Source organism: Altererythrobacter epoxidivorans (assembly GCF_001281485.1).
Taxonomy (GTDB): domain Bacteria; phylum Pseudomonadota; class Alphaproteobacteria; order Sphingomonadales; family Sphingomonadaceae; genus Erythrobacter; species Erythrobacter epoxidivorans.
In genome coordinates this window covers 1,090,110-1,101,657 of record NZ_CP012669.1, presented here as the reverse complement: position 1 = coordinate 1,101,657, position 11,548 = coordinate 1,090,110, and the positions used below count along the sequence as shown (strand labels likewise).

Genomic DNA, 11,548 nt, shown 5'->3' with positions numbered 1-11,548 from the left:
GGGGAGTTCATCACGTGAAATTCAAGATTACCGCCGCCGCGATCCTGCTTGCATCGACCACTGTACTTGCCGCGTGCGGCGAGGCGGAAGCTCCCGTCGCCGAAGAACCCGCAGGCGTTGCCGGCATGACCGTAACAAATGCACGCATGGTGCTGAACGCGGTCGATGGTAACCCCGCGGCAGTGTATTTCGACCTTGCTTACGATGGCGATCGCAACACTTCGCTGCGCAAGGCAGAAGTCGCAGGCGCCGAAAGCTCGATGATGCACGATTATGGCGAGTGGGAAGGCAAAATGCAGATGGCCGAGATGGGCCCGCTGATGCTCCAGCCCGGCGACAAGGTATCGTTCGAACCGGGTGGCAAGCACGTGATGGTGATGGGCCCCTCCGCCGAGATGAAACCGGGCGGGACGGCTGACGTCACGATAACCGTTATCGGGGGCAAGACCTTCACTTTCCCGGCCGAGATCAAGTCCGCCGGGAGTGAATGATCGACGAGGTTTCATCAAATCCGAGTGACGATTTCGCCCCCGCTTGTGCAATTGGCGGGGAGCGACCTCTGACGCCGGGCGAGGTCACCCTCGCCCGCAGCGTTTTCGGCACCGCGATAGATTACGCAAAGGTCACGGTCAGGCGCCGAAAGTGGTTTCCGTTCCAACCACGGAAAGTCACCATGGCTCCGCGCGGTCATCTCCATTTTCATCCGCTGTCAGCCAATTATTGTGACGATTTTTCACGGGTCGCTTTGACCAAACAAGCGCATTTCATCCATGAGATGACGCATGTGTGGCAGGTGCAGACCCGGGGCGAATGGTTCCTGCTGCTCAACCGTATGCCCTGGTCACGCTACGATTATTCCCTGAAGCCCGGGCAGTCGCTCGATCGATATGGCGTCGAACAGCAAGCCGAAATCGTTCGCCATGCTTTCCTGCTTCGGAATGGCATGAGGATCGCCGGGGTATCCGATCCTGCCGCATACGATCTGCTCGTCAATTTTCCTGGGACCGAAGCGTTATGAGCGAAGTGATTTACCGCCCGTTCGAGGACAGGGATGCCAAGGCCTTTGCCGGTCTCAACCTTGCCTGGATCGAACAGAACTTCTGCGTGGAGGATAGCGACCGCGAGCAACTGCTGGAGGCGCGCAAGAACATTATCGACCAGGGCGGCTATATCGTCGTTGCGGAACTCGATGGGGAGATCGTCGGGACCGGCGCGCTGGTTTCGCCGCACTACGTTCCGGACGATGGTCATTGCTGGATGGAAATCATCAAGATGGCAACTTCCCCGAAGGCGCAGGGGCGCGGAATTGGTGGCGCCGTTATCGACAAGCTGTTTGAACGTGCCCGGGAACTGGGCGCCGACCGGATCTGGCTTGAGACCAATGATGCGCTTGGTCCGGCCGTGCGACTTTACGAGCGCAAGGGATTCAGGGCGCTGTCCGAACATGAGCTGTGGGAGACGCCTTATGCGCGATGCAACCTGCAGATGATTTGCGAGATCTGAGACAACCGTCGTTCGACCGGGGTTATCCACCAGCATCGCTTGACCATCAAGTTTCAATTGATACCACTTGCCCCGTCCGGGCGGCCCAACCCGCGCCCGGCCACGAGTCAACACAATGGAGCTTGAAAACTACGGTATGAGCCGCGAGCGCGGCTATCTTTCGCATTACGAAATCGACGAGATCCCCCTCCCTGAAGGTTTCGCGCCCATCGTCGCTGCAGGAAGCGACCTTTCGAACCTTCTGACGAGCGGCCGCGTAAGACACTTCCTCGACCGCCTGCCCGATCCCGAACTTTCCGAATGGGCACAGACCGCATCCGAGGAAGAAGTCCGGACAGCGATGGTCCATTATTCCTTCCTCGTACAGGCATATGTCTGGGGCGAGGACACACCGCCCGCTTCACTGCCGGCAAATCTTTCCCGACCGATCTGCGCGCTTGCCGACAGGCTGGGCCAGGCACCCCTGCTCCCCTATTCAGCCTATGTGCTCGACAATTGGTACAGGCTCGACAAGTCGCAGCCGATCAGTCTCGACAACATCGGAATGTATCAGAACTTCCTTGGCGGAGCGGACGAAAACTGGTTCGTACTCGTCCACGTAGCCATCGAGGCCGAAGCAGGCGTTCTGCTGGACAACGCGGCCAAACTGGTCACCGTAGCCAGGAAAGCAGATCAGGTTGAAGCCACCCGACTGCTCCGTGAAATGGATGAAGCATGGGAGCGCATTTATGGCCATTTCGCCAGAATGCCCGAACGCTGCGACCCCTATATCTATTTCAACAGGGTGCGTCCCTACATCCACGGGTGGGCAAGCAACCCCGCACTCGATGGCGGTCTGATCTACGACGGAATGGATCGCTATGAAGGCAAGCCCCAGGCTTTCCGCGGACAGACCGGCTCCCAATCCAGCATCGTTCCGGCGATGGATGCGCTGTTCCAGGTCGGTCATAGCGACGATCCGCTCAGAAGCTTCCTCGACGAGCTGCACCATTACCGTCCGGTCGAGCACCGACGGTTCATCGAGGATCTCGCTGCGCAATCGACGCTCCGAGATTTCGTGGGCGCGAGCGCCTATGAAGAACTGAAATCGGCGTTCAACGCTTGCGTCGAGCAGTCTGCGCGCTTCCGCACACGGCATCTCGAATATGCTGCGAGCTACATCAACAAGCAGATGAGCGCGAACAGCGGTAACGACCCTGACGTCGGGACCGGAGGTACGCCATTCATGAAGTATCTCAAGAAGCACCGCGACGAAAACCGCGAACAGGTCGTCGCCTGAAATGCAAAGGGCGAGGCAGCCTGAACTGTCTCGCCCTTTCAACAATCGGTTCTAAGTGCCGGTCAGTCCGGCTTTTTCGCCACGCCGACCATCGCGGGGCGCAGCAGGCGGTCCTTGATCATCCAGCCCGACTGCATTTCCTGCACGACGGTTCCGGGTTCGTGATCGTTGCTTGGGATTTCCATCATGGCCTGGTGCTGGTTGGGATCGAGCGGCAGACCGACAGAAGCCACACGGGTGATGCCATGCTGGCCGAAGACCTTCTCGATCTCGCGCTGGGTCGCTTCGATGCCCTGGATGAAACGATCGGCCTTGTCGTCGCCGCGCAGTGTTTCGGGAACATGCTCCAGTGCACGGGCAAGATTGTCCGCCACGCTCAGGATATCGCGCGCAAAACCTGTCGCGGCATAGGCACGTGCGTCCTGCATGTCCTTTTCAAGCCGGCGGCGCACATTCTGCGTTTCCGCCTTGGCATAAAGCACTTCCTGCTTTGCCGCTTCGAGGTCTTCGCGCAATCGATCGAGCGCAGTGTCGAGTGCGCTCGTTTCTTCATTGGCAGTCTCGGCATCGTCGCCGTCGAGAAATTCCTTCGGCACGCCGTCCCGTTCCTTTTCAACCGCTTCGTCGCGCGGCTTGTCGTTGTCGATCATTTCAATAAAATCCAAAGCTATCCGAAAAGCTTGCCCAGTGAACGGGCAGTCAAATCCACCATGGGGACGACCCGTGCGTAATTCAACCGCGTTGGGCCGATAACGCCGAGCACTCCAACCACCCTGCCCTCGCGGTCGCGATAGGGTGATGCAATCACCGATGAGCCCGAAAGAGAGAACAGCCGGTTCTCGCTTCCGATGAAAATTCTCGTCGATTCCGCTTCGCGCGCGCTTTCGAGCAAGGTCGCGACCGACTGCTTGTTTTCGAGATCGTCGAGAAGGGAACGTACGCGCTCGATATCGCCCATCGCGCTTTCATCGAGGAGGTTTGCCTGCCCCCTGACGATGAGCACCGGGCGGCGTGCGGCGTCTTCGCTCCAGACGGCAAGGCCCCTTTCAACCAAGTCGGCGCTGGCCTTGTCGAGTCTCGACCGACCCGCTGCGATTTCGCTGCGCATCGCGATAGAAGCTTCCGAGAGCGTCCTTCCGGCAAGCCGGGCAGTGATATAATTGCTGACCTGCTCCAGCATCGACGGTGATGCCATCGGGTCGATTTCGACGACCCGGTTCTCTACCGCACCATCTTCGCTGACGAGGACCGCGAGTGCCCTTCCCTGCCCGAGGTTCACAAGGCTGAATTGCGCCAGGCGATGCTCGCGTGTCGGCACCATCACCATGCCAGCAGCGCCCGAAAGATCGGAAAGAATGGCGCTGGTCTGCTCGAGTGCCTGTTCGATCGGACCCGGTTCGGACAGTCGTTTTTCGATCTGTGCACGTTCCTGCGGTGTCGGTTCGGCAACGCGCATCATTCCATCGACGAAAATCCGCAGGCCGGTCTCAGTCGGCATGCGCCCCGCGCTCGTGTGCGGCGCCGCGAGCAGGCCGAGTTGTTCGAGGTCGGCTAGTACCGACCGGATGGACGCAGGCGACAGATTTATGTCGCGGTCACCTGCCAGCGTTTTCGATCCGACGGGTTGGCCTGTTTCCAGATAACCTTCGACGACGCGCTGGAAGATATCCCGCGCACGCTCGGTCAGTTCGGAAATCGGCAAGAACGACATACACCTTATCTAGCGACTGCACTTGCAGCCTCAAGCCTTCACGGCCAAACCCGCGACAATTCGAATCGAACAAGGATTATTCATGCGACCTTCCGGCCGCGCGCCCGACGAGATGCGCGCTATCACCATCGAAACCGGCTTCACCAAACACGCAGAAGGCTCTTGCCTGATCAGCTTTGGCGACACGCGCGTGCTGTGCAATGCGAGCGTCGAAGAACGGATCCCGCCATGGCTTCGCGGCAAGGGTGAAGGATGGGTAACGGGCGAGTATTCGATGCTGCCGCGATCGACCCACACTCGCGGACAGCGCGAAGCGGCCAAAGGCAAGCAGTCGGGACGCACGCAGGAAATCCAGCGCCTGATCGGGCGCAGTTTGCGCGCCGTGGTCGACCTCAAGAAACTTGGCGAACGCCAGATCACCCTCGATTGCGACGTCCTGCAGGCCGATGGCGGCACCCGCACGGCATCCATTACCGGTGCCTGGATCGCCCTGCGCATTGCAATCGACAAACTGATGGCTGAGGGCGCGATCAAGGAAGACCCGATCACCGGTCAGGTCGCGGCGATCAGCTGCGGCATTTTCAACGGCACACCTGTTCTCGACCTCGATTATCCGGAAGATTCCTCGGCCGAGGCGGACGCCAATTTCGTCCTCATCGAAGGCGGGCAGATTGCAGAGGTCCAGGCGACAGCAGAAGGCGCAACCTATGACGAGGAAGGACTGCTTCGCCTGCTCCGCCTCGCACGCATGGGCTGCGACCGGATCTTTGCCGAACAGCGGAACGCGGTGAAGTGAACTCGGCGCGGCGTCTCGGTTCGGGTTCGCTCGTCATTGCGACCCACAATTCAGGCAAGCTGAAAGAGATATCCGCGTTGCTCGACCCTTACGGGATCAAGTGCATCAGCGCGGGTTCTCTCGGCCTGCCCGAACCGGCCGAGACTGGTACGACCTTCGTACAGAATGCCTTGCTGAAAGCGCGCGCTGCGGCAGAAGCATCTGGACTCGCCGCGCTTGCCGATGACAGCGGCCTGTCGGTCGATGCTCTCGATGGCCGACCCGGTGTTTACACCGCCGATTGGGCGGAACGGCAGTGGTTCGAAGGCACTCCGGGCCGCGACTGGTATATGGCGATGGGCAAGGTCGAAGGGATGTTGCTGCAGATCGGTACCGACGTCGATCGCAGCGCCGCTTTCCACTGCGTACTTGCGATCGCATGGCCGGACGGTGAGCATGCTGTTTACGAAGGGACCTGTGCGGGCTCGCTGACCTGGCCGCCGCGTGGCGAACTCGGTTTCGGCTACGATCCTGTATTCGTGCCCGAGGGCCGCTCGCAGACCTTTGCCGAAATCGATCCAGCAGAAAAGCACTCCATCAGCCACCGGGCCGATGCGTTTGCAAAGCTTGTGGCCGAGCAATTCGGCGCCTGATCAGCGCGATGCGAGCTGCCTGATCTCGACGCCGTAGGTGTTGCCGGCAGGCCAGTAGCGACAGACCAGGAAATCATCGCGCTGGTTGCGAGCAACTGCACATCCGATTTCCTTCGTGCCGTGCCACACGACCTGCGTGTAATGCCCGACATCGCGCCAGTTGCCGGTGCGCGAGATGTGGGGGAACTTGCCTTCACGGAAGTGACGTTTCTCCTCGGCGAAAGCCCCGACCATGAAGCTCGCGGAATATTGTCCGGCTGGCCCCATCCAGAGGTTTTCGCCCGCGCCTTTCCGCTCGTCATTCGTTGCGTGGCGCATGCGACCCTCGCGGGCCAGGGTCTGGGCCCATTGATGCGCTTCTGCAGCCAGCTTGTCGCTCCACTGCAACTTCGGCGCGCCAAAGGTGACCCGCTCCGAATTGTGCGCCTCGAGCAACTCGCCGGCAAACCGGTTGCCGGGTGCGCCCGCACCAATTGCGCTTGAACCGGCCGCAGCCAAAACGGCTGCAGCAGCGAATGCTGAAATGATCCGACCCCTCGTCATGGCTCCCTAGCCTTGCGATCCCTACCTAATGTCATCCCTAGAAAGCTGGTTAACGCGCACATTGCCATATCATTTGACGCAGAAATGGTCGTGGTTTGGCCAGGGCGTTTTGCAATTGCGGCGAGCAGTTTTCGATTGCGCGATTGGCATTTCCTCCCCGTGATCGCATAGGGTGGGATCGTGACCCGCGCGCTCTACATCCACTGGCCTTTCTGCGCCCGCAAATGCCCTTATTGCGACTTCAACAGCCATGTTCGCGCAAGTGTCGACATGGCCGCGTGGGAGAAGGCGCTGATCGCCGACTTGAAGCACGAGGCTCTGCTCGCGCCAGAGCAGCCAATCCATTCGATATTCTTCGGCGGAGGCACGCCATCGCTGATGCCGCCGGAACTGGTCGGCACATTGCTTGGCGAAGCAGAACGACTGTGGGGTTTCACCCCCGACGTAGAAATCACGCTCGAAGCCAATCCGTCCTCGGTGGAAGCGGCCAATTTCAGGGCGCTGGCGGATGCGGGCGTCAATCGTGTTTCTCTTGGAATCCAGTCGCTTGATGACGAAATCCTGAAATTCCTCGGGCGGTTGCACTCTGCCGGAGAGGCCCTGGCGGCACTCGAAACGGCGCAAGGCGTTTTCGACCGGGTGAGCTTCGACCTTATCTATGCAAGACCCGGCCAGACACCCGACGAATGGGCGGCAGAATTGCAGCAAGCGCTTGGATTCGGAACCGGCCATCTCTCGCTATACCAGCTGACTATCGAGCCGAGTACACGGTTCGAAACCGACGTAAGATTGGGCAAATTCAATCCCTTGGACGATGATCCTGCAGCGGATTTGTATGCTCTCACGCAGCAAATGACCGAGGCCGCGGGCCTGCCTGCCTACGAAATTTCGAACCATGCAAGACCCGGCGAGGAAAGCCGCCACAACCTGACATACTGGCGATATGGCGACTATTTCGGCGTCGGGCCGGGTGCGCATGGAAGGCGACTGAACAGGGCCACAGAGCGACACAAGAAGCCAGAGAATTACCCGACTGCCTGCGAAGCGCATGGGCACGGGACCAAGCACGAGCGCATCCTGGCCATCAACGAGCAGGCATCGGAAGCCTTGCTTGTCGGCTTGCGATTGATGGAAGGAATCGATCTCGAGAATTTTGCCGCACGTTTCGAAATGTCGCCCGATGCGCTGGTCGATCGCGAAAAGCTCTCGCTCTTTGTCGACCTTGGCCTGATGTGGCAGGAAGGGAGCAGGATCGGCCTCACGACGAGGGGGATGCCCCTGCTCGACGCACTGCTCGGCCAGGTTGTCGGCGATGGACTCGTCGAAGCGTGAGCAGGCATGATCTCCTTGCCACATGGCGCGATCACCTGGTCAATTCCCGGCGGCGTAGCGACCACACGGTGCGGGCATATTCCGCTTGTGCGGCACGCTTGCTCCAATCGCTCGAGATCGAGGAATGGGATCAGGCCGCGAAACTCGACGCGCCGGACCTGAGGCGGTTCATTGCCGACAGGCGGGCTGATGGCATCGGCAATGCGACGGCGGCGCGTGAATTGTCCGCGCTCAAATCCTTCATCGCATTCGCACGGCAACAGGTCGGTGACGGAGATGGCGAGGCCCCGCGGCTGCGCGGTCCGCGTATCAAGAAAGGTCTCCCCCGCCCCGTCACCCCGGACGATGCCGTCAACATGGCGGACCTCGTCGCAGGCAATGCCGTGGCAGACTGGATCGGCGAACGCGATCGCGCGGTCATGCTGCTGCTATACGGATCGGGACTGCGCATTGCAGAGGCGCTGTCGCTGAAGGGCGCCAACCTTCCCTTGGGCGAAGTCATCCAGGTGACCGGAAAGGGCGGAAAGCAACGGATCGTTCCGATCCTGCCGATTACCCGCGAGGCGGTTGACCGATATGCAGCCAAGTGCCCCTACACCCTCGGCGCTGAAGAACCGCTTTTCCGCGGGGCAAAGGGAGGGGTCTTGAGCCAGGGGATGGTGCAGAAGGCGATGGCCAAAGCGCGCAAGATGCTGGGTCTGCCCGACACGGCGACCCCGCACGCGCTGCGCCACAGTTTTGCGACCCACCTTCTGGGTGCGGGCGCGGACCTCAGGAGCCTGCAGGAACTGCTCGGCCACGCCTCGCTCGGATCGACACAGATCTATACGAAGGTCGACGCGGCCACGATGCTCGAAAACTACCGTTCCGCCCATCCAAGGGCACGGAAAAAGGGCTAGTCGGCTTCCGCCGAAACCGGTTCCCAAACGATCAGGCGATAGACGTACCAGATCACCCCGCCGCCGATAAAAGCCAGGATCGCCCACTCAGCCACTGCCTCGTATTCCGAGATCAGCCCGGACAGTGCCGAGCCACCCGCGATCAGCGCACCGTTCCAGACCAGCGACCCGAGAAAGGTGAAGAGGAGGAAACGCCACATCTTCATCTTCGCAAGGCCCGCAGGCAACGAGATGATCGTGCGGAGAAAAGGCGAGAAGCGCAGGAAGAAAACAATCCAGTCGCCGTTTCTGCGAAAGCGGTCGCGTGCGCTTTCGAACTCGTGCCATTCGAAAGTGAGCCAGCGCCCATGCCGTGCGATGAAGGCGCGCAGTTGGGGCTCGCGCCAGCGATAGCCCAGCCAGTACCAGAACAGGTTCCCGACAACCGTGCCGCTCGTGCCGATCAGCCATAGAGGCAGGAAATCCATCTGCCCGCGGGCCACGAGAATGCCGCCGAAGCCCATGATGATTTCCGATGGGATAGGCGGGAAGATGTTCTCCAGCGCCATCAGGAGGAAGATCCCCCAGTATCCGCCCTGGGCAATCGTCTGCAGGATAAATTCGTTCATGATCGGACCAACGTCCGTATTGGCTAAAGGTTCGCCAACCTCGCTTCGATCGCGTCCCAGATCTTGCCTGGGGTGTCGGTGCCATTGAATCGGTCGATGGCGACGATACCCGTCGGCGAGGTCACGTTGATTTCGGTCAGGTACTTGCCGCCGATCACGTCGATCCCGACGAATGTCAGGCCGAGGCGCTTGAGTTCAGGTCCCATCGCATCGCAAATTTCACGCTCGCGCTCGGTCAGCTCGGTCGCTTCGGCGCTTCCGCCCTGTGCAAGGTTGGAGCGGAACTCGCCCTCGCCCGGTTTGCGGTTGATAGCCCCGGTAACTTCCCCGTCGATCAGGACGATGCGCTTGTCGCCCTCTGCCACTTCGGGAAGGAAAGGCTGGACCATGTGCGGTTCGGGCCAGGTCTGGTTGAACACTTCGAACAGGGCGGAAAGATTGTCGCCATCGGCGGGAACGCGGAAGATCGCCTTGCCACCGTTACCGTGGATCGGTTTCACCACGACCGCACCATGCTTGGCCATGAAGCGCTTCACTTCGTCGACAGAGCGGGTGACCAGCGTCGGGGGCATGAAGCGGCGATAGTCCAGCACCATGACCTTTTCCGGCGCATTGCGGACGCTTTCGGGGTCGTTGACGACCAACGTTTCGCTCTTGATTCGCTCCAGCAAATGCGTGGCCGTGATATAGCCCATGTCGAAAGGCGGATCCTGCCGCATCAGCACCACATCGACATCGCGGCCGAGGTCGAGACGCTGCGCCTCTCCCTTGGTGAAATGGTCGCCCTCGACCCGTTGGACCGTAACCGGGTACGCCTGCGCATAAAGTCGGTCGTCTTCGTCGAGGGTCAGGCTTTCGACATGATATTCGAACACTTCATAGCCGCGCTCCTGCGCTGCGAGCATGAGTGCGAAAGAGGAATCCCCCGCGATCTTGATTGTCTCGATCGGGTCCATCTGAACGGCGACACGCAGGGTCATAGAATTCTCCGCTTATCCCTCCGGCGCCGGAGGTCAGGGTTGCCAGGCGTTGACGATGTGGCGTGGCATTGCGCCCGGCGCAAGGAGCACGACGTCGATACGCATGTCGTCACCCTCCCTCACATAGTCGTGCGCGACACATTCGACCGCCGCTGCCACGCGTTGCAGGCGGTGGGCATCAATTGCGTGATCGAGATCTTCTATACGCTTGCGCCACTTCACCTCGACAAAGACCACGATGCCAGATTTGCGCATCACCAGGTCGATCTCACCGCGAGGGGTCTTCACGCGGCTGGCGAGCCGCTTCCACCCCTTTAGCCTCAGCCACGCCGATACCCACAGCTCTGCCCGGCGTCCCTGTTGCTCTGCTCGCTGACGGGTCACCCGCGCTTGAGCTCCATCGCCCTTGCGTACAGCTCCTTGCGATCGAGCCCGGTTGCCTTGGCGACCAGGGCGGCCGCCTGCGACGGCTTGTGATCGGCCAATGCCTCACGCAGCAACTCGTCGGGGTCGATCTCTTCGCCGCTGGTCCCCGGTGGCCCGACCAAGAGTACGATTTCGCCCTTCGGAGGTTCGGCCTCGTAGTGTTCGAGCAGGTCTGCGGCGCTGCCCGTGCGGCATTCCTCGTAAAGCTTCGTCAATTCGCGAGCGACCGCGACTTCGCGATCCGGCCATATCTCGGCAAGCACAGCCAGCGACTTCGTCAGCCGCGGGCCGGTTTCGTAGAAGATGAGGCTTGCGGGTACTCTCTCAAGTTCCTCCAGCATGTCGCGCCGCGCCTTGTCCTTTGGCGGCAGGAAACCTGCAAAAAGGAAACGGTCGCTGGGTAGGCCGGACAGGGTCATTCCAACGATTGCCGCACACGGCCCGGGCAACGATGTAACGCTGATGCCCCTGTCCCGGGCTTCTCTCACCAGCCTGTATCCAGGGTCCGATATGAGCGGCGTGCCCGCATCGCTGACAAGCACGATCGCCTCGCCAGCCATCATTTCGAGCAGCTTGCTACTTGCCTGTTCGCTGGCGTGATCGTCGAACCGGATCAAGGGCTTGGAAATGCCCAGATGCTTGAGCAGTTTCCCGGTCACGCGCGTATCTTCGCACGCGATCCGGCCGCAGCGGCTCAACATGTCGACCGCACGGAGCGTTATGTCGCCAAGATTGCCAATTGGCGTCGCCACGATATAGAGGCCGGGTTTCAAAGGTTCGGACAAGTCAGGATCAGGTTTGCGGGTGTCGGTCACCCGTAGCCTTTTGATCGAGGGAAA

General features: G+C 60.5%; 15 protein-coding genes. 8 read left to right on the top strand and 7 right to left on the bottom strand.

From position 1 onward, the window contains the following. Positions 1-14: 14 nt before the first annotated feature. The 4 genes from AMC99_RS05615 to AMC99_RS05600 all read left to right on the top strand — a co-directional run bounded on the left by AMC99_RS05615 (position 15) and on the right by AMC99_RS05600 (position 2,782). A complete protein-coding gene (locus AMC99_RS05615; RefSeq protein WP_061923913.1) occupies positions 15-491 on the top strand; it encodes a copper chaperone PCu(A)C in 477 nt (158 codons plus the stop codon). After that, positions 488-1,018, top strand: a complete 531-nt coding sequence (locus AMC99_RS05610) for a vgr related protein (RefSeq protein ID WP_232301517.1) — start codon at positions 488-490, stop codon at positions 1,016-1,018. The genes AMC99_RS05615 and AMC99_RS05610 overlap by 4 nt, the downstream gene beginning before the upstream one ends. After that, positions 1,015-1,503 (top strand): GNAT family N-acetyltransferase, encoded by a 489-nt coding sequence (locus tag AMC99_RS05605; RefSeq protein WP_061923911.1) that lies wholly within the window; start codon positions 1,015-1,017, stop codon positions 1,501-1,503. Before AMC99_RS05610 ends, AMC99_RS05605 begins: the two co-directional genes overlap by 4 nt. Before the next feature lie 115 nt (positions 1,504-1,618). Further along, on the top strand, positions 1,619-2,782 hold the full coding sequence (locus AMC99_RS05600) for a PrnB family protein (protein WP_061923910.1): 1,164 nt from the start codon (positions 1,619-1,621) through the stop codon (positions 2,780-2,782). 62 nt (positions 2,783-2,844) lie between these two features. Here the strand turns inward: AMC99_RS05600 and AMC99_RS05595 are convergent, their stop codons facing one another. Continuing rightward, positions 2,845-3,432: a nucleotide exchange factor GrpE gene (locus AMC99_RS05595; protein ID WP_061927762.1), complete on the bottom strand. Its 588-nt coding sequence runs from the start codon at positions 3,430-3,432 to the stop codon at positions 2,845-2,847. Between the two features lie 17 nt (positions 3,433-3,449). Further along, entirely contained in the window at positions 3,450-4,493 is a 1,044-nt protein-coding gene (hrcA, locus tag AMC99_RS05590) for a heat-inducible transcriptional repressor HrcA (protein ID WP_061923908.1), read from the bottom strand. An 82-nt stretch (positions 4,494-4,575) separates the two neighbouring features. Between hrcA and rph the strand changes: the two genes are divergently transcribed. Continuing rightward, on the top strand, positions 4,576-5,289 hold the full coding sequence (gene rph / locus AMC99_RS05585) for a ribonuclease PH (protein WP_061923906.1): 714 nt from the start codon (positions 4,576-4,578) through the stop codon (positions 5,287-5,289). Next, on the top strand, positions 5,286-5,921 hold the full coding sequence (gene rdgB / locus AMC99_RS05580; protein WP_061923904.1) for an RdgB/HAM1 family non-canonical purine NTP pyrophosphatase: 636 nt from the start codon (positions 5,286-5,288) through the stop codon (positions 5,919-5,921). The genes rph and rdgB overlap by 4 nt, the downstream gene beginning before the upstream one ends. Here rdgB and AMC99_RS05575 read toward each other — a convergent pair whose 3' ends face one another. Further along, positions 5,922-6,464: a CAP family protein gene (locus tag AMC99_RS05575; RefSeq protein ID WP_061923902.1), complete on the bottom strand. Its 543-nt coding sequence runs from the start codon at positions 6,462-6,464 to the stop codon at positions 5,922-5,924. It lies immediately after the preceding gene. Between the two features lie 180 nt (positions 6,465-6,644). Here AMC99_RS05575 and hemW point away from each other — a divergent pair, with 180 nt between their 5' ends. After that, positions 6,645-7,796: a radical SAM family heme chaperone HemW gene (hemW, locus tag AMC99_RS05570; RefSeq protein WP_061923899.1), complete on the top strand. Its 1,152-nt coding sequence runs from the start codon at positions 6,645-6,647 to the stop codon at positions 7,794-7,796. Further along, complete coding sequence (locus AMC99_RS05565) at positions 7,793-8,695, top strand: tyrosine recombinase XerC (RefSeq protein ID WP_061923896.1); 903 nt, start codon at positions 7,793-7,795, stop codon at positions 8,693-8,695. Before hemW ends, AMC99_RS05565 begins: the two co-directional genes overlap by 4 nt. On the opposite strand, the gene AMC99_RS05560 is transcribed toward AMC99_RS05565, so the two are convergent. The 4 genes from AMC99_RS05560 to rsmI are packed head-to-tail and all read right to left on the bottom strand — an operon-like array spanning position 8,692 to position 11,524. Further along, positions 8,692-9,303, bottom strand: a complete 612-nt coding sequence (locus tag AMC99_RS05560; RefSeq protein WP_061923893.1) for a DedA family protein — start codon at positions 9,301-9,303, stop codon at positions 8,692-8,694. The two genes, AMC99_RS05565 and AMC99_RS05560, sit on opposite strands and share 4 nt — an antisense overlap. Before the next feature lie 23 nt (positions 9,304-9,326). Further along, the gene (gshB, locus tag AMC99_RS05555) at positions 9,327-10,283 is read right to left on the bottom strand and encodes a glutathione synthase (RefSeq protein WP_061923892.1); all 957 of its coding nucleotides are present in this window, start codon (positions 10,281-10,283) and stop codon (positions 9,327-9,329) included. 33 nt (positions 10,284-10,316) lie between these two features. Next, on the bottom strand, positions 10,317-10,667 hold the full coding sequence (locus tag AMC99_RS05550) for a YraN family protein (protein WP_061923889.1): 351 nt from the start codon (positions 10,665-10,667) through the stop codon (positions 10,317-10,319). Further along, positions 10,664-11,524 carry a 16S rRNA (cytidine(1402)-2'-O)-methyltransferase gene (gene rsmI / locus AMC99_RS05545; RefSeq protein WP_061923887.1) on the bottom strand — a complete coding sequence of 287 codons (861 nt, stop codon included), beginning with the start codon at positions 11,522-11,524 and terminating at the stop codon, positions 10,664-10,666. The genes AMC99_RS05550 and rsmI overlap by 4 nt, the downstream gene beginning before the upstream one ends. Between the last annotated feature and the right edge of the window lie 24 nt (positions 11,525-11,548).

Excerpts from the sequence above, each read along its gene's own strand:
- AMC99_RS05575 (WP_061923902.1), bottom strand. The coding sequence starts at position 6,464 with ATGACGAGGGGTCGGATCATTTCAGCATTCGCTGCTGCAGCCGTTTTG.
- hrcA (WP_061923908.1), bottom strand. The coding sequence starts at position 4,493 with ATGTCGTTCTTGCCGATTTCCGAACTGACCGAGCGTGCGCGGGATATC.
- AMC99_RS05560 (WP_061923893.1), bottom strand. The coding sequence starts at position 9,303 with ATGAACGAATTTATCCTGCAGACGATTGCCCAGGGCGGATACTGGGGG.
- rph (WP_061923906.1), top strand. The coding sequence starts at position 4,576 with ATGCGACCTTCCGGCCGCGCGCCCGACGAGATGCGCGCTATCACCATC.
- gshB (WP_061923892.1), bottom strand. The coding sequence starts at position 10,283 with ATGACCCTGCGTGTCGCCGTTCAGATGGACCCGATCGAGACAATCAAG.
- AMC99_RS05595 (WP_061927762.1), bottom strand. The coding sequence starts at position 3,432 with ATGATCGACAACGACAAGCCGCGCGACGAAGCGGTTGAAAAGGAACGG.
- AMC99_RS05605 (WP_061923911.1), top strand. The coding sequence starts at position 1,015 with ATGAGCGAAGTGATTTACCGCCCGTTCGAGGACAGGGATGCCAAGGCC.
- AMC99_RS05610 (WP_232301517.1), top strand. The coding sequence starts at position 488 with ATGATCGACGAGGTTTCATCAAATCCGAGTGACGATTTCGCCCCCGCT.
- AMC99_RS05600 (WP_061923910.1), top strand. The coding sequence starts at position 1,619 with ATGGAGCTTGAAAACTACGGTATGAGCCGCGAGCGCGGCTATCTTTCG.